This window comes from Clostridioides sp. ES-S-0001-03, from assembly GCF_020676075.1.
GTDB lineage: Bacteria > Bacillota > Clostridia > Peptostreptococcales > Peptostreptococcaceae > Clostridioides.
Genome location: NZ_JACVWJ010000003.1, coordinates 404,353 through 428,493, shown reverse-complemented (window position 1 = coordinate 428,493; position 24,141 = coordinate 404,353). Strand labels below are relative to the sequence as shown.

At 27.3% G+C, this 24,141-nt stretch carries 25 protein-coding genes; 6 read left to right on the top strand and 19 right to left on the bottom strand.

Annotation, left to right across the window (positions count from 1 at the left end; genetic code table 11):
• Positions 1 to 2 precede the first annotated feature (2 nt).
• Positions 3 to 356 carry a hypothetical protein gene (locus IC174_RS08450; RefSeq protein WP_227435212.1) on the top strand — a complete coding sequence of 118 codons (354 nt, stop codon included), beginning with the start codon at positions 3 to 5 and terminating at the stop codon, positions 354 to 356.
• Between the two features lie 160 nt (positions 357 to 516).
• Here IC174_RS08450 and IC174_RS08445 read toward each other — a convergent pair whose 3' ends face one another.
• From IC174_RS08445 to IC174_RS08425, 5 genes are all read right to left on the bottom strand, one after another.
• A complete protein-coding gene (locus IC174_RS08445; RefSeq protein ID WP_227435210.1) occupies positions 517 to 1,308 on the bottom strand; it encodes an N-acetylmuramoyl-L-alanine amidase in 792 nt (263 codons plus the stop codon).
• A gap of 123 nt (positions 1,309 to 1,431) precedes the next feature.
• Positions 1,432 to 1,875: a deoxycytidylate deaminase gene (locus tag IC174_RS08440; RefSeq protein WP_227435208.1), complete on the bottom strand. Its 444-nt coding sequence runs from the start codon at positions 1,873 to 1,875 to the stop codon at positions 1,432 to 1,434.
• Between the two features lie 813 nt (positions 1,876 to 2,688).
• A complete protein-coding gene (locus IC174_RS08435; protein ID WP_227435206.1) occupies positions 2,689 to 3,489 on the bottom strand; it encodes an ABC transporter permease in 801 nt (266 codons plus the stop codon).
• The gene (locus IC174_RS08430) at positions 3,479 to 3,670 is read right to left on the bottom strand and encodes a hypothetical protein (protein ID WP_255287799.1); all 192 of its coding nucleotides are present in this window, start codon (positions 3,668 to 3,670) and stop codon (positions 3,479 to 3,481) included. The genes IC174_RS08435 and IC174_RS08430 overlap by 11 nt, the downstream gene beginning before the upstream one ends.
• Complete coding sequence (locus IC174_RS08425; protein ID WP_227482659.1) at positions 3,639 to 5,282, bottom strand: recombinase family protein; 1,644 nt, start codon at positions 5,280 to 5,282, stop codon at positions 3,639 to 3,641. Before IC174_RS08425 ends, IC174_RS08430 begins: the two co-directional genes overlap by 32 nt.
• Positions 5,283 to 5,623: 341 nt before the next feature.
• Between IC174_RS08425 and IC174_RS08420 the strand changes: the two genes are divergently transcribed.
• Positions 5,624 to 5,800 carry a hypothetical protein gene (locus IC174_RS08420; RefSeq protein ID WP_227437652.1) on the top strand — a complete coding sequence of 59 codons (177 nt, stop codon included), beginning with the start codon at positions 5,624 to 5,626 and terminating at the stop codon, positions 5,798 to 5,800.
• 176 nt (positions 5,801 to 5,976) lie between these two features.
• On the opposite strand, the gene IC174_RS08415 is transcribed toward IC174_RS08420, so the two are convergent.
• Together IC174_RS08415 and IC174_RS08410 are read right to left on the bottom strand one after the other, a co-directional pair.
• Positions 5,977 to 7,575, bottom strand: a complete 1,599-nt coding sequence (locus tag IC174_RS08415) for a peptide chain release factor 3 (RefSeq protein WP_227437655.1) — start codon at positions 7,573 to 7,575, stop codon at positions 5,977 to 5,979.
• 380 nt (positions 7,576 to 7,955) lie between these two features.
• On the bottom strand, positions 7,956 to 8,555 hold the full coding sequence (locus tag IC174_RS08410) for an ABC transporter ATP-binding protein (RefSeq protein WP_227482658.1): 600 nt from the start codon (positions 8,553 to 8,555) through the stop codon (positions 7,956 to 7,958).
• 169 nt (positions 8,556 to 8,724) lie between these two features.
• Here IC174_RS08410 and IC174_RS08405 point away from each other — a divergent pair, with 169 nt between their 5' ends.
• Together IC174_RS08405 and IC174_RS08400 are read left to right on the top strand one after the other, a co-directional pair.
• On the top strand, positions 8,725 to 10,083 hold the full coding sequence (locus IC174_RS08405; RefSeq protein WP_227435203.1) for a hypothetical protein: 1,359 nt from the start codon (positions 8,725 to 8,727) through the stop codon (positions 10,081 to 10,083).
• On the top strand, positions 10,076 to 10,708 hold the full coding sequence (locus tag IC174_RS08400) for an OmpA family protein (RefSeq protein WP_227435201.1): 633 nt from the start codon (positions 10,076 to 10,078) through the stop codon (positions 10,706 to 10,708). The genes IC174_RS08405 and IC174_RS08400 overlap by 8 nt, the downstream gene beginning before the upstream one ends.
• Before the next feature lie 361 nt (positions 10,709 to 11,069).
• Here the strand turns inward: IC174_RS08400 and IC174_RS08395 are convergent, their stop codons facing one another.
• A complete protein-coding gene (locus IC174_RS08395; protein ID WP_227482657.1) occupies positions 11,070 to 12,476 on the bottom strand; it encodes a sensor domain-containing diguanylate cyclase in 1,407 nt (468 codons plus the stop codon).
• Positions 12,477 to 12,925: 449 nt separating this feature from the next.
• On the opposite strand from IC174_RS08395, the gene IC174_RS08390 reads away from it, so the two are divergent.
• Entirely contained in the window at positions 12,926 to 14,089 is a 1,164-nt protein-coding gene (locus tag IC174_RS08390; RefSeq protein ID WP_227482656.1) for a ComEC/Rec2 family competence protein, read from the top strand.
• Between the two features lie 164 nt (positions 14,090 to 14,253).
• Here the strand turns inward: IC174_RS08390 and lexA are convergent, their stop codons facing one another.
• From lexA to IC174_RS08340, 10 genes are all read right to left on the bottom strand, one after another.
• The gene (gene lexA / locus IC174_RS08385) at positions 14,254 to 14,889 is read right to left on the bottom strand and encodes a transcriptional repressor LexA (RefSeq protein ID WP_227435195.1); all 636 of its coding nucleotides are present in this window, start codon (positions 14,887 to 14,889) and stop codon (positions 14,254 to 14,256) included.
• A gap of 102 nt (positions 14,890 to 14,991) precedes the next feature.
• The gene (locus IC174_RS08380) at positions 14,992 to 16,119 is read right to left on the bottom strand and encodes a tyrosine-type recombinase/integrase (RefSeq protein WP_227482655.1); all 1,128 of its coding nucleotides are present in this window, start codon (positions 16,117 to 16,119) and stop codon (positions 14,992 to 14,994) included.
• A gap of 328 nt (positions 16,120 to 16,447) precedes the next feature.
• On the bottom strand, positions 16,448 to 17,293 hold the full coding sequence (locus IC174_RS08375; protein ID WP_227435188.1) for a hypothetical protein: 846 nt from the start codon (positions 17,291 to 17,293) through the stop codon (positions 16,448 to 16,450).
• Positions 17,294 to 17,322: 29 nt separating this feature from the next.
• On the bottom strand, positions 17,323 to 17,694 hold the full coding sequence (locus IC174_RS08370) for an ACT domain-containing protein (protein ID WP_227435185.1): 372 nt from the start codon (positions 17,692 to 17,694) through the stop codon (positions 17,323 to 17,325).
• Between the two features lie 153 nt (positions 17,695 to 17,847).
• Positions 17,848 to 18,108, bottom strand: a complete 261-nt coding sequence (locus IC174_RS08365; RefSeq protein WP_003424039.1) for a stage V sporulation protein S — start codon at positions 18,106 to 18,108, stop codon at positions 17,848 to 17,850.
• A gap of 188 nt (positions 18,109 to 18,296) precedes the next feature.
• A complete protein-coding gene (locus IC174_RS08360) occupies positions 18,297 to 19,241 on the bottom strand; it encodes an acetyl-CoA carboxylase carboxyltransferase subunit alpha (RefSeq protein WP_227435182.1) in 945 nt (314 codons plus the stop codon).
• Between the two features lie 20 nt (positions 19,242 to 19,261).
• Positions 19,262 to 20,116, bottom strand: a complete 855-nt coding sequence (gene accD, locus IC174_RS08355; protein WP_227435179.1) for an acetyl-CoA carboxylase, carboxyltransferase subunit beta — start codon at positions 20,114 to 20,116, stop codon at positions 19,262 to 19,264.
• Between the two features lie 14 nt (positions 20,117 to 20,130).
• Positions 20,131 to 21,492, bottom strand: a complete 1,362-nt coding sequence (gene accC, locus IC174_RS08350) for an acetyl-CoA carboxylase biotin carboxylase subunit (RefSeq protein WP_227435176.1) — start codon at positions 21,490 to 21,492, stop codon at positions 20,131 to 20,133.
• 15 nt (positions 21,493 to 21,507) lie between these two features.
• Positions 21,508 to 21,960: an acetyl-CoA carboxylase biotin carboxyl carrier protein gene (accB, locus tag IC174_RS08345; RefSeq protein ID WP_227435173.1), complete on the bottom strand. Its 453-nt coding sequence runs from the start codon at positions 21,958 to 21,960 to the stop codon at positions 21,508 to 21,510.
• Between the two features lie 268 nt (positions 21,961 to 22,228).
• Positions 22,229 to 22,675 carry a hypothetical protein gene (locus IC174_RS08340; RefSeq protein ID WP_227435171.1) on the bottom strand — a complete coding sequence of 149 codons (447 nt, stop codon included), beginning with the start codon at positions 22,673 to 22,675 and terminating at the stop codon, positions 22,229 to 22,231.
• Between the two features lie 270 nt (positions 22,676 to 22,945).
• On the opposite strand from IC174_RS08340, the gene IC174_RS08335 reads away from it, so the two are divergent.
• Positions 22,946 to 23,224, top strand: a complete 279-nt coding sequence (locus IC174_RS08335; protein WP_227435168.1) for a hypothetical protein — start codon at positions 22,946 to 22,948, stop codon at positions 23,222 to 23,224.
• Between the two features lie 146 nt (positions 23,225 to 23,370).
• Here the strand turns inward: IC174_RS08335 and IC174_RS08330 are convergent, their stop codons facing one another.
• Entirely contained in the window at positions 23,371 to 24,102 is a 732-nt protein-coding gene (locus tag IC174_RS08330; protein WP_227435165.1) for a hypothetical protein, read from the bottom strand.
• Positions 24,103 to 24,141: the final 39 nt, after the last annotated feature.

The window sequence follows — 24,141 nt, the reverse complement described above, 5'->3', positions numbered from 1 at the left end:
CAATGAATAACACAATAACAATTAATATTAGTATAATATATGTATTATTAGCTATACTTGGGTGTATCGCTTTAATTTATTTAATTATTGTACTTGCTAAATTACATAAGATTTTAAATACTGTTGGAAATGTATTAAATGAAAATACTCAAAATATAAATACAACTTTAAATAATCTTCCTAGTGTTGTAGATAGTTTTGGAGAAGTAGGCGAGAATATGAAAGATGTAACAGAGGCTGTTACTGAAGTTACAGCAGACTTTCTTGTTACTAAAGACAGCGTTAAATCAAATATGGATGTCATAGTTGATATATTAACTATAATTAAAAATATTTTTTCGGATAAAAAATATTAATACGATAAGCTTTAGTATTTCTGTGAATTTAAAACTTTACTAAACTAATTTTACAGAAAATACTTTATAAAGTACAAATAAATAAAGATGTATCTATTGATGAATAAACATAATAAGTAGATACATCTTTTTATTATATATTTATAAAATAATATCTATTTTATAACTTACCTACTTGTCTTAATGCTAATTTTACAGTTTCATATCTATCAGCACCATTTATTATTACATCACCTTTTACAAGATTATTAGCTTCTCCACCTACAACATAAACTTTTTTGCCTAAACCTTGCTTATAGCTAGATGCTTCTACTACTAAAGCATCTTTCAATTGCCAGTATAAAATTTGAGCAGCAACTTTATCAGCATCCCCCTTATAAACTATTACATTTTCATACACTTTATCTCCCCCTTGAGAATTTGATATAGATTTATTTAATATTCCTTCTGCTATTAACTTAGCAACTTTATCTTTATTATTAACATAGTAATCTGTATCTGCTTTGCTATCTACAAAGCATACTTCTATTAGTATAGCTGTTGCGTTAGTGTGATTAAGCCAATAAAGATCTCTAACATCAGATTTTGCACCTCTATTTTTAAATACTGTAGCTAGTTTAGCATTTACCTTTTCTGCATATGCTTTTCCATTATTAGATTTATATATAGTTTCTGTACCTTCTGGGGCTGAAGTTGTAACATTTGCATTAAAATGAATCTGAACAGCTAAATCAGCTTCTTGTTTATTTGCTATAGCACATTGGTCAGCTAAATGATTATTTGATGCATCAACTTTTCCTGTATAAACAGTAGCCCCTCCTAATTTAAGCCATTTAACTATTAAGTCATTCATTATTCTTGTTTCTTTACTTTCGTTTATATATCCTACAGCTCCTGTACCTTTCCCAGTTAAAGTGTGCCCTGGTATTACTACTACTTTCAAATTATACATCTCCTTTATGATTAAATTTAACTTCTATTTAATATATGCACAATTTAAAATTTTGTTTCTTTTTATACTTTAATTATCTAATATAAAATATTTTGTAAAATTATAGAATAATATGTGTAAGTATTAAAATTGCAATTTTGTATATAACACATTGCTTGATTGTAATAATCTCAAGGCATATTCATCCATCCTATATCCAGTTTTATAGTAGATATGTTTAATTCCAGATTGAATTATGGCCTTAGTACAATTTAAACAAGGAAAATGGGTTACATAAATAGAACAATCTTTAACTGATATGCCTTCTTTAGCACAATAGTAAAGGGCATTTTGTTCGGCATGAATGGTTCTAATACAATGACCATCTCTCATCTCATGACCAACTTCACTACAGTGATTATCTCCAGATATACTACCATTGTATCCAGTAGATACGATTCTGTTTTCTGAGTTAACAATTATAGCTCCAACATAAGCTCTGTCACAAGTACCTCTTTCAGCTACTGTCTCACATAATCTCATAAAATACTCTTGCCATGAACATCTATTTTCAAGTTTACTTTCCAAACTAAATACCTCCAAATCTTATCTTTAATATATAAGATTTATACCTCAAAAACAGTATTAAAAACAAATTTGTTTTATAGCTAAAAATATAAAAGATAAAATAAATTTTAAATTGTTTTTTTAATAATTAAATCTTATTTCATTAAACTTTGTATAAAATTTTCATCATAAAATATGAAAACTGTCTTAATAAAATCAAGACAGTTTTTTATAATCAAAATTTATAACACAAGTTCATATTTTTCTTTAAACTCTTTTACAGCTTTTCAATCTCCCTTCAAGTATCTTTTTGTACAGAATATAAATAGTGCTGAAATTTCTTACATATTACATCTACTACAATATCTATACAACATATAACTTATGAATTCCTTTTATTTTTATGCGCCTTTAACCGACATATAATTATATGCATTAAGCCTTAAAATTATGAATTTGATGATAATTATTTTTTATCTTTTATATACAATTGTGTAAGTTGCAAAATAGGGTAATCAGTATTTTAATTGTTCTATTACTTTATAATATACTCAATAAAAAATAAGATTGTATGATACATCTCCAGATATTATGGAAAGATGAATTGTACTATTGGATTTATGTAATAAAATCAGTAAATATCTAACTTATTTTACTGATTTTATACACTAAAAACTGTAGGTAAATTTGCTTTATGTTTCTCACAAATATTCCTACAGTTTCACATATTAAAGTTATATAGTTATAATTTTTTAATTGTACAATTCTAGTATTTCTAGAAAACTATCCTATAAATACTAGAATGATTAAAATTTACTAAATAATATTTTTTATTTATCTAGAATTATATATTTTTTCAATAATGTTAACTATAGCATACATTGCCCATGCACAAACAGCTAACACGAATACACCCATCATTACTAAATCTAACTTAAATACTTGACTGCCATAAACTATCAAGTATCCTATTCCATATCTTGATACTAAAAATTCTCCTACTATAACACCTACCCAAGCCATACCAATATTAATCTTAGTTAAGTTTATTAAATTTCCTGTATTTGCGGGTAATATAAGTTTAAATAGGATTTGTGATTTGCTAGCTCCAAAACTCTTTAACATCTTAATTTTTTCTTCATCTATATTCATAAAGTAATTATAGGCTGAAAGTATGGTAACAACAACGGAAATAGTTACAGCTGTTACTACAATTCCTTCTATTCCAGCACCAACCCAAACTATAATTATAGGAGCCAAAGCAGTCTTAGGAAGAGCATTTAAAACTACCAAAAATGGGTCTAATATTTTTGATAATTTTTCTGACCACCAAAGAGCAATAGCTACTAAAATACCTAAAACAGTTCCTATAACAAGACCAAGAACTGTTTCATATACAGATACTCCAATGTGTTTAAATAGTTGGCCACTAGATGCATATTGAATAAACAAATTGTAAATATCACTTGGTTTGCTGAATAGAAAAGTATTTATAACATTTAAATCAGCTAAAATCTCCCAAATTATAATAAAGCCAATTAAAATTAATAGTTGATAAAATAATACATTTCTTTTTTCTCTTTTTACACCTTTAATATAGTTTATATATCCTTCAGATCTTTTATTAAGCCTCATGTGTATCTAGCTCCTTCCATAAGATGTCGAAATACTTTTGAAAATCGGGAACTTTACGTGTTTTGAGAGGCGTTTTTGTTCCATCCATATTAAGTTCAATGTCATAAATATTTTTTATAGTAGCTGGTCTTTTAGATAGTATTGCAACTTTATCTGATATGCTTATTGCTTCTGCCATCACTACAGAAGTGCGACCTATCAGACAACGAAACTAAGTCATCTATGTCAGCACCCATATAAACAATGCTAAGAGTGTTGCTAGAACTATCCCAAACTATAGAATCAATAATAGTAGACAACAATAACTTCTTATTATCTAAATTAGCATCATCAACCATATTGTTAAACTTTTCTAAATTACTAACAACAATATCTAAATTAACACTGGCATTTTTAATATCAGCATTGTTATCTTCTAAGTTTCTAACCTTAACTTTTAATTCTTCAATTTCACTATTTAAACTTTCAATCTGAGAAATAATATAATTAGAAGCAACGCTACCAGTATTTTTAGCAAGTTCTATAACTAAATTACTTATGATTTTTTCTTTATCCTTAATAAAATTCCTAAATAAATTAATCTCACTATTAATACTATTTGATGCATTATCAACTTTAATCTTATTTTCATGAAAAGCATCTATAATAGATTCTACATTACAATTTTTAATTCTTTCAATAACAATAGCTTCAACTAAAGGTCCTTTAAGATTTTTACAATTACAAGCATCAACACCAAGATTCTTTTTAGTACCACATACATAATAATACTTTAATTCTTTATCAGTTCGTTTGCCTTTATAAGTAATTCTCATATTAGAACCACACTTAGAACATTTTAAAATTCCTGATAATAAAGCAACTTTACCAGTAGCAATTCTTGGACTCTTATCACGATTAGCATCAAGTAAACCTTGAACTTCAAGCCAAGTAGTAGAATCTATAATTCCTTTATGTTTAGCAATAGCTGCGATAGGTGTAGATGTGTTTTTAGCATAAGTAAGTATTCCACATTCATTATCAGGAGTACCAATAACTTCCATATTATTATTTCTAAGATATTCTACAACAACATCATTAGCTTTCACATAAACAGGACTTCTAAGTATACCAGATAATGAACTAGGGTCAAATTTACCACCACGAGGACCTTTTATTCCATTGTGATAAACATATTTGTATAATTGAGATAAAGATCTAAGTTCTAGATACTTAGCATAAACTATTTTAACAACTTCCATCTCATCATCACTAACTTCTAACTGATACATACTTCTTTCTTTTAGGTTTTCATCTAAGTATTTGATTTTTTTACTGCTAAATCCATGAGGGGTTTTACCACCTAGCCATCTCCCAGTACGAGCAAGTTCATACATATTATCTTTTATACGTTCAGCTATTGTTTCTCTTTCAAGCTGTGCAAATACACTAGATATAAACATCATAGCTCTTCCCATTGGAGTAGAAGTGTCAAATTGCTCTTTGATAGATATAAAAGATATATCTAGTTTATTTAATTTTTCTATTAGAGTAGAGAAGTCAGATACATTTCTTGATATTCTATCCAATCTATAGCACACAAGATAATCAAATTTGTTTGCTTTTGCATCTTGCATCATTTTTTTAAACTGAGGTCTATCTATATTACCACCACTAAAGCCTTCATCTTCATATATTAAAAAATCTTTTATACCAACAGATTTAGCATAGTCCATACATAGTTGTATTTGATTTTCTATAGATTCACCTTTGCCCGTAAATTTTGATTTTCTTGAATAAATTGCAGCCTTCATAAGTTTAACCCCCTTAAACTTTGGTATAAATTGACTTGAATAAGTAATATTCTGGTATTCAACTTCATATCACAAAAGAGTAGATGTATTTATCAGTTCACCCCTTATAGTAGTATTTTCAATACGTATAGGTATTAATAGTGTTTTATTATTTACTTATATATAAATATATGATGTAAAGAATACATTAAATGTTAATAATACATTTTTATTGCATCATATGAAAAAATATTGATTTCGTTTTCATAGAGAAAATTTGAGACTTAATTAGTTGTGTCAAGACAAGTCTATAACCTCATAGATTAATATAATAACTCAATTAAGGCATAGGGGGATTATATATGGATATAAAAGTTGTGGAGATTTTTCCTACAAATCCACTGGAACTAAAAAAAATAGAATCAGCTAAAGCTATATGGTTTGTAAATGCATTAAGAAAAAAGTATCCTGAGGAAGTTTTAGATAAAGCCTTTAAGATACTAGAAGAAGATTTAGAAAAAAGTGAAGCTAAAGCTTAAAATTTTGATAAGGTATACATATGATATAAGAGAGGAAAAACAAATGAGAAAATATTTGGATTCACATATATTTTATGAGACTAATGCATTAAAAGAGAAGAGTGGTTAGAAAAAAGAAAATCGGAAATCTCCCCCCTACGTTTAAAAATAGACGTAGGGGCATTAATATTTATTTTTTATAAAGAAGTTTCTCTTAAAACTAAATTTTCATTTCTTTCAATTAGATGTCTAATAGACCATTCATTTTGAAATAACAATACTGGATTGCTATTTTTATCTTCAACTAGTATTGTATCCATTGGTATTGAAAGCTTATCCGATTTGAAAGTATCAGGTTCAATCCAACGTATGTGACGATAAGGTAGTGTATTCATTATCATATCAACACCATATTCTTGTTTTAGACGATATTCTAAAACTTCAAATTGAAGAACTCCAACGACTCCTACAATAAGTTCTTCCATACCAAAATTAGGTTGTTTGTATATCTGTATAGTACCTTCTTCTGATAATTGTGTAAGACCTTTTAAGAACTGTTTTCTTTTAAGAGCATTCTTTGTAGATACTCTTACAAAATGTTCAGGAGCAAATTGTGGTATACCAGTGTATTGTAAATTTGATTTTTTTTCACTTAATGTATCACCAATATTAAATATTCCTGGATCATGTATCCCTATAATGTCCCCTGGATAAGCTGAATCTATTATAACACGGTCTTGGGCTACAAACTGTTGAGGTTGTGAAAGTTTAACCTTTTTATTTCTTTGTACATGAGTTACTGTCATACCTTTTTCAAATTTACCAGAGCAAATTCTTAAAAATGCAATTCTATCTCTATGAGATTTATCCATATTAGCTTGAATTTTAAATATAAATCCTGAGAAGCTATTAGAATTAGGGTCAATATCACCTAAATTACTGCTACGAGGATTTGGTGGAGGTGTTATTTCTAAGAACGATTCTAAAAATGGTTCTACACCAAAGTTGGTAAGGGCACTTCCGAAGAACACAGGCGTCAATTCACCATTTAATACTCCGTCTAAATTAAAATTATCTCCAGCAATATCTAAAAGTTCAATATCCTCTAGTAGTTTTTCATGAAGAGCATCACCTAATAAAGTATTAAATTTTTCATCAGATATATCTCCAGTTGTAGACTTAGCAATAGATTGTCCATGGTTACCATCATCAAATAGTTCAACTTGATTTTTATGACGGTTAAACACACCTTTGAACTCTTTACCAGAACCAATTGGCCAGTTTACTGGACAAGAGCGAATTCCTAGAACATTTTCAATATCTTCAAGTAGTTCAAAGGGATCCTTTCCTTGACGGTCCATTTTATTTATAAAAGTGAAAATTGGTATTCCTCTCATTTTACAAACTTGGAATAATTTCTTTGTCTGATCCTCGACACCTTTAGCAGAGTCAATAACCATTACTGCGCAGTCTGCTGCCATAAGAGTCCTATAAGTGTCCTCACTGAAATCTTGATGCCCTGGAGTATCAAGAATATTTATACAAAAGTTATTATATTCAAATTGAAGAACACTTGATGCAACAGATATACCTCTTTGTTTTTCAATTTCCATCCAGTCAGATACTGCATGTTTTTGAGATCTTCTTGATTTAACTGATCCGGCTTCACGAATGGCACCACCATATAATAGAAACTTTTCAGTTAATGTAGTTTTTCCTGCATCGGGATGGGAAATGATTGCAAAGGTTCTTCTTCTTTTAACTTCATCAATCAAGCTTAAATTTTGTTCTGTCATTTTTTATCATCCTTTATTTTAATTTTACGATTATCCAAATATAAAAAATTATATTTATTAATAGTTTTAAAATGAACATAATTTTCCATATGCTATAAAAAACTACAATCCTATTAATATTATAACTTTATTGCAAAACTGTCAATATAAAAACCTTATGAAAACAGCTTTACTATCTTACTGTATAGCACAAACCCCTTTTTAAGATTAAAAGGACTTTTTTATAATTCCTAGCTCGTTAGAAGCAATAGCACCCTCAACTATTCTACATTTCATACATATTAAGATTGACTATAACAACTTCATATTTATGAGTATTATCATGAAAAATATCTGAGTTAGAATCTAAATGGATGGATTTAAATAAAATAGATTAATTCCTAAAGTTGCACTTTTATAGAAAGTGCATCACCAATATCATGTGTAACTAAAATAGTAGACTTATTTTCATTTTTAATAATACTATAAACATCATCACAAACCAACAGTCTAGTTTGATAGTCAAGAGCTGAAAAAGGTTCATCTAAAAGTAAAACATCTGGATTTACAGAAAGTGTCCTAATAAGAGCAACTCTTTGTCTCATACCACCAGATAATTCTTTAGGATACATACTTCTGAAATCCCATAGTCCATAAGTCTTTAAAAGCTCTTCAACTCTATCTAAAGATTTTTTATCTTTTTTACCTTGAATTTCCAAACCAATAGTTATATTATCCATTATATTTCTCCATTCAAGCAGATTGTCTTTTTGAAACATATATCCAATATTTCCAGTAATCTTTACATCACCACTAGTTGGTTTTAAAAGATTAGTAAGAATATTTAAAATTGTAGATTTTCCGCTTCCAGAAGGACCGAGTAATGTTAGTATTTCACCTTCTTTTAAATTAAAATTGACATCCTTTAATACTTCAAGCTCGCCTTCCTTAGTGTAGAAGTTCATATTGATATTTTTAACTTCTACTATGTTGTCATTCATTATGCCACCCCCTATAACTTTTAGCTCGTATATATTATGTTATTAACATTACAACCTATTTGTACCATTTTTCATAAATATAATATAAATATTTTGTTTATTTACGTATTTTCTTAGTAACTTGTACGTATAAATTATAGATAAATAAATTATAAGGTAGGGGATAAAATTGAGTAACATAATAACTAATTTGATAGAGTCAATATTTACTAATCCAATAACTATATTATTTTTACTTGCAATAACTGTGTATTCTATTTTTAAAATTATGGAAAACAACAAGTTGTATTTGTTTGTAAGTTCAAAACTAGAAGAAATCAACCAAGACTATAAAACGAGTGTATTTTATAGCAAAATAAGGAATGATTACTATACATATAGTAAAGAAAATCCTTATGCTGATGTAAATATAACTTCGTTTGTAGAAGAAGTTGTATCAGATTTAAAATATAATAACTTACCGATATTAGAAAAAATTAGGAGCATAAAAAATTCATCTTCAATAAGTATATTACTTGGAGTTTTAGGTACATTTGTTGGGCTTTCTACAATGCTTTTATGTGTTGATACTAAAGATATTATAAATTCACTTCCTTCGACTATTAGTAGCATGCAAACTGCATTTACAACTAGTATATTTGGAGTGGTGTTTTCTCTAATTATAGGCTATTTTACAAAAATAAAAGACTGTGAACATGTTTTGATACAAATAATGTTAAAAGCTGAGAATCTACTGACTTCTGAGGTAACTCATATTAAATCAGAAAGAATGGATTTAAAAGTAGAGGAGGTAAAAAATACAATAAAACAAATAAGCAAGTCTATAGAAGCTATTGAAAAATTTGATAAAATATCTAAAGACTTAAATGATTTTAATGACGAATTTATTAGTGGAATAGAAGCTTTAAAAAGTCTTTTAGAAGGCTCTCAAAGTTCTATTAAGACATTTGACCAAAGTGTAAGAAAATTAGATAAACAGTTTAATATTTTAAATGTAAAATTTGTAAAACTGTTTGATAAGTATGATAATCAAGATAATATAAATAAGGAAATTTTATTTGATATAAAAGAATCCTCAAAAAATATATATAATTCCACTGAAAGCCAACATAAAATTAAAGATTATATAAGAAATATAAATGCAGGATTTGCTTTATATGAAAGAAGTGCTCAAGATTTGTTAACTAAATTAATGACTCATGAAAACAAAATATCTCAAAATCAAAAAATTCTTTTAGACGAAAAATATACTCTAGACGATTCAATTAAGAATCTTTCAAGTATTATTGAGAACTTTTCTAATGACTTACAAGCCAAACTAGATATAATGTTTGAGAACTCTTTAGACATTCAAGATAAGCTAGATGTTATGTTTAATAACTCCTTCATGCAAGACGAAGTTCCTCTTGATAGTGAAGACTTATTTGAAAGTAATATTGATAGTATATTTAATCCTTTAAGTGAAGAAATTTATGAGATAGAAAAGAAAGAAATAAAGGTCATAGGTGAGGATGAGTTAAATGAATAATAAATATAGAAGAACTGTTAACAGAGAATTTGAAAAGAGTAGTTTCTGGCCAACATTTACAGATTTATTATCCACTGTGTTGATGGTTGTAATTCTTATATTATTTAGTTCAGAAAGTATCTCAGGTTCAGTTGAACAGGATTTAGCTAAAAATGTGAATGCTTCTGTTGAAGATACCTTTAAAAAAAGTGGTATACCTGTGAAAGTGGATAAGGCTAATGGTCAAGTAACTTTTGGTGAAAGGACAATGTTTGATGTAGATAGTGATGTCTTGAAACCAGAGGCTAAAGAGATGTTAAAAATGTTTGTTCCAAAGTACATAGAAACTATTTATAAAGATTATGGCGACTATATATCTAAAATAGTTATAGAAGGCCATACAGACGATGTAGGAAGCTATATCTATAATTTAGATTTATCACAAAGAAGGGCATATAGCGTTGCTAAATTTATAGTAGGAGATGAAATAGGTAATTATAAATATAAAGATAAGGTAACTAAACATATTATTGCAATAGGTAGGTCAAAAGCTGAACTCTTAAAAAACGGAGATAATAGTGTAAATAGAGATGCATCTAGAAGAGTAGAGCTAAAATATGAAATAAATATTAATCAAAATAAATAGTTAAAAAATTATAAAAAAAAAGAAGGCAGTTGGTGTGAGCTTTAAGCCTTCTTTAAGGAAAAAGTTTATTTATTTTTGTTGATATTTAATATATTATAGTTTTTGGAAGAATTTTGCAATATTTTAAACATAAATGGGCGTTTAAAATGCATAACTGGGTACTACTGATGTAAAATAATTCATTTTATATAATATAAAACTTATAAGGTGTCAATTTTCTATGTTATTGCTTTATAAATTATTATTTAAATATTATGTAAAAAAACATCGTAAAAACTCATATCATGTTACAATTAATTAGTAAAAGGGTAATAACTAATTCTAGTTATTACCCTTTTACTGCTGATTAAAAAATTTAGATTTAATCATTTTTTATTAACTGGTAGCCAAAACATATTCCTGAACCGCCAGTTTTTTTAATTTGATACATTGCCTGATCTGCTTTATTAATTAATTCTTCAGCATTATTTCCATCTTCTGGATAGCAAGCTATACCAACACTAGTATTACAATATATAGAACCATTTTTTAAATTCCATGGGTTTTTAAACCTTTCATGTATAAAACTTACTAAATTACGTATGTTATTTTTTGTAATGTCACCACCAATTACAGCAACAAATTCATCTCCACCATTTCTATAAACTGAATTTTTAAGAAGTGGAATTGATGAGAAGAATTCCCCCAATTTTATAAGAAACTCGTCACCAGCATCATGCCCATAATTATCATTAATTACTTTAAAACCATCAATATCGAAAAAGATTACATACCCTTGCTCATCTTCTTTAGCATTGTCAATTCTATTTTTACATTCTTCAATAAGCATTCTTCGGTTTGGAAGACCTGTTAATACATCATAATTTGCCATATATTCAATTAATTCTTCATTCTTTTTATTATCAGTTATATCTGCACTACTAACAAGATGAGCAAGACGACCATCAATCCATCTGAAAGCTGTACTAAATACTCTAAACCATGCTCCATCAAAAGGTCTTTGATAATTCCAGGTATGTACTCCTGTAATGTTGCCGTTTTCATCAATAAGATTTTCTTGTGGGCAAAACTCACAATGAGATGTCTGCCCAGGGAAAAGAACCTGCCAGCATTTCTGACCCAAGAATTGAGATATCCCACCATAAGGTTCAGCCATTGACTTGTTTACATATATAATATCATATGTATAAAAATCAATGACATAAATATCTATGCCTGTATTATTTATTATGCTTTCAAGTGCAGTCTGTGTGAAGAAAACTTTATTTCTATGTATTCTTACACTTAAATACTTTTCAAGTAGTGAAAGGACAATACATAGTGTATTAAGTTCAGAATCAGAAAAATCTATTTTCCTAGATGTAGTATTTAAAAATAAAATAAAGCCATAATTATTAAAATTCTCATCTATCACAGATATTCCAATCAAAGATTCTGCATGAAAAATATTCATAAAATCAATCTCACATGGTTTATAATTTTTATTTTTATTTAAATAAATTATTTTCTGATGAGCTAATTGCTTTTGAAAATCCGATTCAATTTCATATGCATTGAAACTATTACATAATTTTATGTCACTCAAACTGTAATTCTCAATTAAATTAAAATGATTATATTGGTCTACTTCATATACTAGAGCACATTCAAACGAAAAACTATTACATATAAGTTCAAGCGATCTAGTGACTTTTTTTGTATCTATTTGTTTTCCAATAATTATATCAGCTAATGCTAGAATGAGTGTATAATGTGAATTATCTTTCATTTTTACCTCCTGAGTAAAAATTCTGTCAATAACTCATCCTTTAGCTAGGTTTGAAATGGGAATTTCTTTCCTCAAATATAGGTTATGATAGTTAAACTGACAGTTATCAAAATCTAGAAATATATTTTTATATTACTAAGAATAGCTTATTTAGCTATTTTCTCTTGGTTAATACATATATTATAGTATATTTTTCCAATGGATTAAAGCTTAAAAATCCTTTATTTTGTAATTTATCATCATTACTATTATATTAAATATTATTACTTAAAAATATATAAAAAGTTAATAAATTATATTATTAAAATAAAAAAAGTTGAGATATTATTGTTTTATTATTAATACAAGATAAATTAACTGTATAGGATAAATATTGATATCAAATGGCTAATTATGATAGAATAAGTCGGTAGATGACATAAAGTATTGTGAAAATGGAGGAGTAAGTTATGATAGAAGGTAATATAAAAAACAAAAGAAATTGTAAAATTAAAGCTTTGGTATTTTTATTGATAATTTCTATATCTATTTATTTAACTGGATGTAGTAGTGCAACAGACAGTGAAAATAATCAATCAAATAACCAAGAAACTTTATCTAGTAGTATATCAAATGATAAAAATATAAAAATTCATTTTATTAATACTGGAAATAGTGATGCAATATTAATTCAAGAGGGCAAAACTTTTACGTTGATAGATGGGGGAGATAACGATGATGAGAATTTAATGGTAGACTACCTAAATAATCAAGGGGTAAAAGATATTAAGTATCTTATAGCTACTCATTCTCATGCAGACCATCTAGGGGGACTTGATTCTGTTGTAAAAAATTTCAATATAGAAAATGTTTTTGTATCAAATGGTTCAGCAGAAACAAAGAGTTACAGAGATTTTATAAATGCTTTAGCAAATAAGGATTTATCTCCAAGTGTACCTCTTGAAAATAAAAAGTTTTATCTTGAAGACTCCTATTTTGAAGTTCTAAATACAAATGGAGGAGATACTACTAATGAACAATCACTAGTACTTGCATATACTAATGGTAACGATAAAGCCTTATTTACAGGTGATGCTGAGGAAGGTACAGAAAAAGAAATACTATCAAAACTTGGAGAAGTAGACCTTTTAAAAGTAGCTCATCATGGTTCTCGTAGTAGTTCATCTCAGGCTTTTTTAAATAAAGTAAACCCTGAATATGCAGTAATTTTAGTTGGGAAAGGTAATTCATATGGTCATCCACATGAGGAAACAATGAACAAATTAAAAAAGATGGGTGTAAAAGTACATAGAAGTGACGAATGTTCAGATATAGTATTTGAATCTACAGGTGATGGAGTTTTTACAAGCTGTAAAGATGGAAGTTACAAAAAGGGTGTTAGAGAAGATGGAAACTACGAAAATTTAAATAACAATACAGACAAAAACGAATCCTTAAATAAGGAACAAAATGTATCAAATTCGTCAAAAACAGTGTATTTTACTCCAAAAGGGAAGAGTTATCACTCAACTAAAAATTGTAGTGGGCTTTCAAGAAGTAAAAAAATATTATCAGGTACAATTGCAGAAAGTAAGAAAAATGCCCCATGTGATATATGTTATGGAAAGCAATAGTTAAAATATCAATAGCTAAAGTATGAGAAATAATAAATAAAAAGCATTAAATATTATAAAAAAGTAAATGCATATAAAAATAAGCTATTCCAAACAGATAAAATAAAGAAATTAAGATATATTTTATCTATTAAATAGCTTATTTTTTTGATATTCTTTAATAGTTATTTTATAACTCTAAATACACCAGTTACAATACCTACAATTTCAACTTCTGAGTCTTTAAGCATAATTGGTTCCATAAAATCATTTTCTGGTTGAAGTCTTATAGAGTTTCCTTCTTTAAAGAATCTCTTGACCGTCGCAGATTCACCATTTATAAGTGCAACCACTATCTGAGAATTTAAGGCTGTATTTTTTTTGTCTACTACAACGTAATCTTCATCTAAAATTCCTGCATTAATCATACTTTCGCCTTTTACTTTTAATACAAAATTATTACTGCCCTTTACTAAACTGGCAGGGAATGGAATATATTCCTCTATGTTTTGTTGAGCTAAAATGGGTTCTCCAGCTGTTATTTGACCTACTAAAGGAAGTTCTATTATTTCCTGGTTAGCTCCAGAAACATCATTGACTTTACTACGCTCTAAAACTTCAATAGCTCTTGGTTTAGTAGGGTCTTTTCTTATGTATCCCAGTTTTTCAAGTTTATTTAGATGAGAGTGCACAGTTGAAGTAGATCGTAACCCTACAGCAGTACATATTTCTCTTACAGCAGGTGGATAGCCTTTTAATATGATTTGAGATTTTATAAATTCCAGTATTAAAACTTGCTTTTCAGTTAGATCTAAATACATAACATCACTCATTTCCAAACATATTTTGTTTTTATTTCCATACATTTATATTTTTAATTATAACATAATCCATTTATATCTGCAAACATTTGTTCCTGATTTTTAATCATCTTCAATCCATTCAAAATTCTTAACTATATCACGTTTTACATTTTTTTTATGTGCGGCATAAAGTTGAGTAGTCGTGACATTATCATGGTCGAGTAAATTTTGAACATCATATATAGAAAATCCTGTTTGAATCAGAGAAGTTGCAGCAGTTGCTCTTAATTTATGAGGGCTATATCCATTATCTCTAGTTGTATCTAATGGAATAGAGGTATATTTTTTTACAAGTGTTCTTATAGCTTTTGCTGTAATCCTCTTATTTTGAAGAGATAAGAACAATGCATCTTTAACTTCATCATCTAGTAAGTCATCTCTTGTTCTCTCATTTTGTAAATAATCTTTTATTACATGTTCACAAGTATGATTTATAGGCATTAAGACTTCTTTTCCACGTTTTCTATATATTTTAAATTCACCTCTTGAAAAATTAAAAGAGGAGATATTAAGTTCTCTGAGTTCATTTAATCTAAGCCCATATGTAACAAATAGAGCTAATATAGCCTTATCACGTAACCTAGTTTTTTTCCAATAAACTTTTTCTTTTTCAGTAAGACCTTCACCTGTTTCTACTGACTCTAACATTTTTGCAACTTCATCTATTTCAAGACGCTTGATAGCATCTGGTTGTGGTTTAGGTAGCTTTATTGGATTAAATCCATCAGTTATGTTACTATCTATTTGAGAATTTCTATATAAAAATTTAAATAGAGTAGAGATGGATGATTTTTTTCTTGCCAGAGCTCTATTGTTATTTTCAAAAATCAATGTATTTTTCTCTGTATTTTTATAATATCTACTGCAATAATCACCTAAAAATAAGTTTATATCTCTTGATTTTATCATGTTAAAATCACTTTCTGTAATGTCCTTTATACAATCTGCACTTGTTAATTCCTTTGTCTCAATCATGTATAAACAGAAAAACTTTATATCTTCTAAATAAGCAAGTCGTGTAGAGACAGCAACAGAACCTTTTAGATATATAAAATAATCTTTCATAAATGCAGGAAGTTTATTTTCCAAAAGTAGACATTTTTCTATAAGTTCGTTTTCTTTGATGACAATATTATCAGGTTTATCAGATTTATTATGTACTTTTATAATTTTCTTATCATTATTCAAATTTAAACCTCCTAAAATTAAAATATGAATATTTGTAAGTTATTTTTATTAATAACAATGTAGCTATGTTAGCATAAATATTTAGTTTAATCAATTAATGTATTTTTTAAGAGATTAGTAGTGCTCTAATTGGTTTTTGCACTAACTATTCCCTAAATCCACATTTAAAGACTAGTTGAATTCAAATGCTCTTTTTAAATTTCTCAATATATACTTAATAAGTATTTACTAAAATATATTGAGAAATTTTATGTTTTATTAAACTCTCTTTCAATTTTGAATTTTACTATCTTTTCAATGAAAGTAAAATAGTATAAGATTTAATATCTTAATTAAAATTTTTAAATGGACTTACCAAACTTAAAATATAAGATATTATGAGAGTTACTATTGAAAAAATAACACCTATTGTCATAAAAAAACTTATAAATATATTGTACTTCACTATTAAATTAGAAATATTTAAGCTATTAAGCCCAAATAAGTATATGATTAAACTAATTGCAAATATAATTATAACTATAAAACTCAAACCCTTTAAACTGCTTTTTAAATCGGCACTACTAAGTGACATATGAGTGGAAATTGAATACATTAAAAACATAAATATAAAATATCTTAATGAATATATATCAGGCGTTAACAATATTATTTTTACAAAATTAAAAATATCATCTAAAATAATCTGTGTAAAACCTGCTATATTAAAGTTATTAATCATACTTACATATAACTTTAAATCTATGCTTTGTATTATTTTAATATAGCTATCTGGTAATAGTATTCTAAAAAGTAAAATAATTATCATTGTTCCACCTATAATTGGAGCGATTCCTATAAAAAAATTTCCTATACTCTGATAAATATTATCTTTTTTATAGCTATGATTTACATATCCTAATACTCCATCATTTTTACTTTCAATTGGTCTAAAGAATTTTACTGAATTTATTTTATGCATAAAAATCAAACACATTATTAAATGACTCAATTCATGTACAAAAGTTCCTATAGCTCCAGTTACAATGACACCAGTTTTTCCAAAAGATAAAAAGATATATTTATTATTTAAATTTTCTATAATACTAAAAATCAATCCAAATACAATAAATATTCCTATAAAACAAAAGATATTTATTATACTTATTTTAAAAATCTCAACTATATGAATCATAAACTATGACCTCGCATTTAAGTATTCAACTACTCTATCTCATATCCATTACAGTTTAAAATTTTACAAGCATTTTTTATATCTTTTTCTTTGATTAAAATATAATCTGTATCATATGTAGAAATTGCAAATATACTTATTTTATTATCAGCTAATAACCCACTTATCTTAGATAAAATTCCTATAAGTGAAAAATCTAAAGGGCCTAAGATTTTAAGTATTCTCCATTCTTTTTCTGACTTAATATCAGAAGGAATATTGTTATTTGAACATACAATGCTCAATTCATCATCAGTTTTAGTTATAGAGTAAAATTTTTCTGTATCTATCCATGTTGGTATTTTACTGTTATTATTTAATCTACATACTGCATACTCTTCTAAAAATAGTTTTAATTTCATAATATACATCTCCTTCAAACTTATTTGTTTAATTAAGATTATACATTAAAATTTATATAAAATAAAATATATCGAAGTAAAAAAGGTTCACTACAGGACATCATTTCCATAGTCAACCTTTAAAACTTGATTAAATTCTAACAAAAAGATATATTATCTAGGTTCAATTATAAGTTTGATGGCAGTTTTCTTATCACCTTCGATTTCTATATCAGTAAATGCGGGAATACACACTAAGTCCATTCCACTAGGTGCAACAAATCCTCTTGCTATTGCAATTGATTTTATTGCTTGATTTAGAGCTCCAGCTCCTATAGCTTGTATTTCTGCAATACCTCGCTCTCTCAGTACTCCAGCCAAAGCTCCAGCTACAGAATTAGGATTAGATTTTGATGAAACTTTTAGTACTTCCATTTCAACATCTCCTTGTTAATTTGTTAAAGTATCCATTACCTAAAGTACTAAATCACAATTGCCATTTACTAATTACAATCATCATTTAAAGTATACTTTTATAAAAATATACTTCTATAATAGATTTAAGAAAACCTTTATTTTTTAAAACCATTTTATAATGAAAAATCTACAAATTTCTTTATATTCTATAAGCATTTTCCAATATTTCTAAATTTATTATACCTTTGAGACATTATTTCTTCTTTAGGCATATCTTTATAATGATTTAATCTTTCTAAAATATAAGACTTCATTTCCTTTGAAACAGCTTCTACATCTTTTTGTGCACCACCAAGAGGTTCTTTTATAATCTTATCTATTATTTTTAAATCATATAAATCATTACTTGTAAGTTTCATAACATCACAAGCTTCCTTTGCTTTAGATGAATCTTTAAATAAGATACTCGAAAGACCTTCAGGTGAAATTACAGAATAAACTGAGTGTTCTAACATACACACATCATTGCCTACTCCAATTCCTAAAGCTCCTCCACTACCACCTTCACCAATTACAAAGGTAATTACTGGAACAGAAAGTTTACTCATTTCAAGTAAGTTTCTTGCAATAGCTTCTCCTTGTCCTCTTTCTTCTGCCTCTAGACCACAAAATGCTCCTGATGTATCAATAAATGTCACTATCGGTCTGTCAAATTTTTCAGCTTGCTTCATAAGTCTTAACGCTTTTCTATATCCTTCTGGATGAGGCATACCAAAGTTTCTTTTTATATTTTCTTTAGTATCTCTTCCCTTTTGGTGACCAACTATAGTAACATTGAATTTTCCTATTTGCCCTATTCCTCCAACTATAGAAGGGTCATCTTTATAAAGCCTATCTCCATGAAGCTCTAAAAAATTAGAACAAATATGTTCTATGTATTCCAAAGTTGTAGGTCTTTTTATATCTCTACTTAACACTACCTTTTCATATGGTGATAGATGTGAAAAGGCATCTTCTCTAAGCTTTGCTAATTTTTCATTAAGGGAATTTATTTTATCACTTAAATCTATGTTATTTGCCTCAGAAATAGCTATTAATTGTTTAATATCATTTTCCAAGACTTTTATTTTATCATTATTATTTTCAATCAAAACAGTTCCTCCTTTATGCCCTATTTCTTGTGCATAGCAAGAATTTGATACAATACTTCCTTCATTTTTCTTCTATCTACTATCATGTCAATAAAACCTTTTTCAAGTAAAAACTCAGAAGTTTGAAATCCTTCAGGAAGTTTTTGATTTATTGTTTGTTCTATTACTCTTGGTCCTGCAAAACCGATTAATGTATTTGGTTCAGAAATTATAATATCTCCAAGCATAGCAAAACTAGCAGTTACGCCTCCAGTAGTAGGGTCAGTTAAAACTGATATATATGGTAATGACTTTTCTTCAAGCTTAGCAAGTGCCTGAGAAGTCTTTGCCATTTGCATAAGAGATACCATACCTTCTTGCATTCTAGCTCCTCCTGAAGCAGAACAAATAATTATAGGTAAATTGTTTTTGGCAGCATATTCTATTGAGTAAGTTATTTTTTCTCCAACAATAGAACCCATGCTTCCCATCATAAAATCAGGATTCATTACACAAATAACTGTTTTAATTCCATTTAATCTTCCATAACCTGTGACAACAGCTTCTGACTCATTCGTTTTTTCCTTATAAGAGTCTACTTTTTCTTTATATTTAGGAAAGTTTAATGGATTTTGAAATTCTATATCAGAATTAAATTCCATAAAAGTCCCTTTATCAATCAATAAATTTATTCTATTTCGAACTCTTAAACCATAATGTCTTGAGCATTTTGGACATACAAATGAATTTTCTTCTATGTCTTTTCTAAATACATGACTATTACATCCTTTGCAATAAGTCCAAAATTTATCATCTACACTATTCTTTTTAAAGTTGTCATCTAAAGAAATCGTAACATACTTAGATTCTTTTGATGATAAAAATTTTTTTATCATAATCTATTTACTCCTTATAATGTAGCAAATTCTTTCTTCATAAAGACATCTTCTATAAATTTGGTATGATGAGTATCTTTTCTAAACTCTTCACTTGTTACAAGTGCCTTTTGGAATTCTACATTTGTATTAATACCTTCTACAATAATTTCATCTAGAGCTCTATAAATTCTATTTATACATTCTTCTCTAGTCTCAGCCCAACATATTAATTTACCTATCATAGAATCATATAAAGGTGGTATAGTATATCCTGTATATACAAAAGTATCAAATCTAACGCCAAAACCTCCAGGTAAATTTAATGACTCTATTTTACCTGGTGATGGAGCAAAATTATTTGATGAATCTTCAGCATTTATTCTACACTCAATAGCATGACCTCTAAAAACAACATCTTCTTGTTTAAAAGGTATTTCTTCTCCATTAGCTATAGATATTTGAAGTTTTATAAGGTCAAGATTTGTTACCATCTCTGTGACTGGATGTTCAACTTGTATTCTTGTATTCATCTCTATAAAATAAAAGTTTTTATCTTTATCAACTATAAATTCAATAGTACCAGCACCAATATAACCTACACCTTTTACTATATCCACTGCAATTTTATGAAGATTTATTCTTTCTTCATCTGAAAGGTATGGACTTAAAGACTCTTCTATTACTTTTTGATTTCTTCTTTGCATAGAACAATCTCTATCACCTAAATGTATTGCATTTGAATGTTTATCACCAAATACTTGTACTTCTATATGTCTAGGATTTTCTATGAATTTTTCCATATATAAATCGCTATTAGAAAATGCTGCTAAAGCTTCTGAACTTGCCATATCAAAATTTGAAAAAAGTTCTTCTTCCTTTCTAACGATTCTCATACCTTTTCCACCGCCTCCACTTGAGGCTTTTATCATAACAGGATAGCCAATTTCTCTTGCAACTTCTAAAGCTTCTTCCTTAGTTTTTAAAACAGACTCTGAACCAGGAACAACAGGGATATTTAATTCCATCATAGTTTCTCTCGCTCTAGATTTATCTCCCATCAAAATCATTTGTTCTCTTGTTGGACCTATAAAAATAATATTATTCTCTTCACATTGTTTTGCAAATTCAGGGTTTTCTGATAAAAAGCCAAAACCTGGATGAATAGCATCACATTTTAATTTAAGAGCAAGGTATATAATATTTTCTATGTTATTATAACTCTTGCTTATATTGTTTGGCCCTATGCAAATAGATTCATCAGCTATATATCTATGAAAACAATCTTTATCTATTTCAGAATAGATAGCGACAGTTTTTATGCCTAGTTCTTTACACGTTCTGATGATTCTAACTGCTATATCACCTCTATTTGCAACTAGTATTTTTTTTATCAACTTAAATACCTCCTACTACAATGGTTTTATCTTAAATAAAGGTTGATTATATTCTACTAGTTCTTCATTATCAACTAATACTTCAATTATTTCACCTTTAATTTCACTTGTTATTTCATTCATTAGCTTCATTGCTTCTAATATACATAAAGTGTCACCTTCTTCAACTACATCGCCAACCTTGACAAAACCTTCTGCATCTGGACTTGGAGAATCATAGAATGTCCCCATCAAAGGAGCTACTACTATTGATAAATTCTCATTAGATACTACAGGTTCCTCATTTACAAATGGCTTTTCTAAAGAAAGATCTACTACCGATTCTTGTTGTACACTTAAAACAGGTGAGCTTGTAACTTCAGTTTTTTTAGATGCTTCTAATTTAAAATCACTACTTTCAAGCTTTACATATTCTAAGTTAGTTGAGTCTATGACCTTTAATAATTCCTTAATTTCATTGATGTTCATGTTGTTACCCCCTTGTATTATTACCTGGTGCTAATATTATATCACAAAAAGCAAATTTATAAAAGAAAAAGTGCTGACTATAGAATCAACACATTCAGATATATTTTAATTTTAAATTAACAACCAGTAAATTCTTTTGTTTTAATTTTCCATTATTAATATAAATTATAAGTATAAAATGAATAAAATTCAATATATTTTGCAAAATACAATAAAATACAAATTAATACCTCGGGAATTTTTAAGACAAATACCAAAATTATGCAATTTAGACTTCGCTTTCTTTCATATTAGTATCATTTTCTTTGTTTTTATATAGTATATCTTTTAATTTAGTGATTAAAATACTACTATATAAGTTAAAAGTCATTAAAATTGCAGGAATTATAAAATAAAATCTAGCACCAATAAATCCAAAAACTACTGTAACAAGTATCAATCGTTTATTTAAAGTAAAAAATGGTATATCAAAAATACTTTTATCAGATGTATCTGGAGTATAAGAACGTATAATTCCAAAAACCAAAGTTAGCATACAAAGTGGAAGTAATACATAGCTTGAAATTATTCCTAAAAATCCTATACTTTCAAAGTAACTGCTAGCACTATTTGTATAAACAAACATATATCCATTTAAATAAGCACATATACATGATATAATACCAAAAGTTCCTCCTAAGGATTGAGTGTACCAATTAAAAAATTTAGATTCCATATACCTCGCCTCCTAAAACTGTATATATAATGATATGCATTTAAATAATGAAATATATCTTTATACACTCATGAACAAAATTTTATTAATTTTAATAATTTATATTTAAGAAATGCAAAGTATAGTGTAGTATATATTAATGTAGATAAAGTTTTATAGAACTTAATTAAATTATCTTATATGGATTTAGTACAAGTTTAAAAGGTTATATTAGGGTTTTATATTTGATTAAGCTGAAAAATTTATTATAAATGAAGGGATGTTTTCGCTTTGGTAGATACATTAGAGTTTGGTCTTAAAGTTTTATTTTTTATATTATCGATAATTTGGATGGGAAAAATAATGATTTTAAGAACTGATAAGCAAATAGTAATTAATCCTTTGCTTATTGGTATATCTGCAGTACTTGTGATGTTGCATACCTCACAAAGTAATATTGAGTTTTTTGGACTAGATGTTCAGTATATAAGAATAGTTTTGTATATAGTATATTCATTGATAATTTTAATAGGAATATGGTCTACTAACAAAAGAAATGGGATTTTTTAGATAATCTATTTATAGATATCTAAAGGTTGCTAGTAACAAAACATTAATATTAGTGCCTTGTTACTAGCAACCTTTGTTTTGATTTAATATTAAAATTAAAAATATAATAATTAAATAAGTTGTATAAATATACACTTTATTTTATGTTATTTTACATTTACAGTGATTAAAACTTCTTGAGATGTATTTAAATCATCTTTGTCATTTAGTATAACTTTCACTACTGCTTGCCCTTTATTATTACCCTTAATAATCATATCTTTACATGAAAGTATACTCTTATCACTTACAGATACCACAAAGTTTAAATCTTTCGGAAGGCTATTAGTTACTTCCCAGTATTTGTAATAACTATCAATTTTCTTTGTAACTATTTTTCTCAAATCAATACTCTCGCCTTTTGATATGTCAATATTATGGTATTTAGAATCTAATTTATATTGATTATCTTTTGTATCAATAAAATTCAAATCACAATTTACATCTACACCATTATTTGAAAGAGAATTAACTGTATTATCATTAATTAAATAATTATTTGCAAGATTAATTGAGTCCATATCTTTTAGACCTAGTATTTCTCTAGGAAGTTCCTTTATGTTATTGTTCCAAAAAATAAAATTGTCTATGTTTTCAAGATATGATATACCTTTTAAATTTGAAATATTTTCTCCAGTTGCATAAAATTCACCATCCAAAGCCTTTATATTACTTATAGTCATTTCATCTGGATTTACATATCGTTTTACAACTGCTCTCAGGTTAGCATCAGGAAAAATATCTTTAAGTTGGTTTTCACTTAAAATCTTATCGTTTGAATTTATTGGATTTAAAGCCGTCGCAGAAATAAGAAATGGTATTAAATTAGCTAAATTCATAGCACCCTCCCACATAAAACAAAATTTTTTACATAGTAA

Excerpts from the sequence above, each read along its gene's own strand:
- lexA (WP_227435195.1), bottom strand. The coding sequence starts at position 14,889 with ATGTATTTAGATCTAACTGAAAAGCAAGTTTTAATACTGGAATTTATA.
- IC174_RS08340 (WP_227435171.1), bottom strand. The coding sequence starts at position 22,675 with ATGGAATCTAAATTTTTTAATTGGTACACTCAATCCTTAGGAGGAACT.
- IC174_RS08420 (WP_227437652.1), top strand. The coding sequence starts at position 5,624 with ATGGATATAAAAGTTGTGGAGATTTTTCCTACAAATCCACTGGAACTA.
- IC174_RS08395 (WP_227482657.1), bottom strand. The coding sequence starts at position 12,476 with ATGAAAGATAATTCACATTATACACTCATTCTAGCATTAGCTGATATA.
- accD (WP_227435179.1), bottom strand. The coding sequence starts at position 20,116 with ATGATAAAAAAATTTTTATCATCAAAAGAATCTAAGTATGTTACGATT.
- IC174_RS08365 (WP_003424039.1), bottom strand. The coding sequence starts at position 18,108 with ATGGAAGTACTAAAAGTTTCATCAAAATCTAATCCTAATTCTGTAGCT.
- accB (WP_227435173.1), bottom strand. The coding sequence starts at position 21,960 with ATGAACATCAATGAAATTAAGGAATTATTAAAGGTCATAGACTCAACT.
- IC174_RS08370 (WP_227435185.1), bottom strand. The coding sequence starts at position 17,694 with ATGAAATTAAAACTATTTTTAGAAGAGTATGCAGTATGTAGATTAAAT.
- IC174_RS08450 (WP_227435212.1), top strand. The coding sequence starts at position 3 with ATGAATAACACAATAACAATTAATATTAGTATAATATATGTATTATTA.
- IC174_RS08390 (WP_227482656.1), top strand. The coding sequence starts at position 12,926 with ATGATAGAAGGTAATATAAAAAACAAAAGAAATTGTAAAATTAAAGCT.
- IC174_RS08410 (WP_227482658.1), bottom strand. The coding sequence starts at position 8,555 with ATGAATGACAACATAGTAGAAGTTAAAAATATCAATATGAACTTCTAC.
- IC174_RS08400 (WP_227435201.1), top strand. The coding sequence starts at position 10,076 with ATGAATAATAAATATAGAAGAACTGTTAACAGAGAATTTGAAAAGAGT.
- IC174_RS08375 (WP_227435188.1), bottom strand. The coding sequence starts at position 17,293 with ATGATTCATATAGTTGAGATTTTTAAAATAAGTATAATAAATATCTTT.
- IC174_RS08435 (WP_227435206.1), bottom strand. The coding sequence starts at position 3,489 with ATGAGGCTTAATAAAAGATCTGAAGGATATATAAACTATATTAAAGGT.
- IC174_RS08425 (WP_227482659.1), bottom strand. The coding sequence starts at position 5,282 with ATGAAGGCTGCAATTTATTCAAGAAAATCAAAATTTACGGGCAAAGGT.
- IC174_RS08445 (WP_227435210.1), bottom strand. The coding sequence starts at position 1,308 with ATGTATAATTTGAAAGTAGTAGTAATACCAGGGCACACTTTAACTGGG.
- IC174_RS08415 (WP_227437655.1), bottom strand. The coding sequence starts at position 7,575 with ATGACAGAACAAAATTTAAGCTTGATTGATGAAGTTAAAAGAAGAAGA.
- IC174_RS08330 (WP_227435165.1), bottom strand. The coding sequence starts at position 24,102 with ATGAATTTAGCTAATTTAATACCATTTCTTATTTCTGCGACGGCTTTA.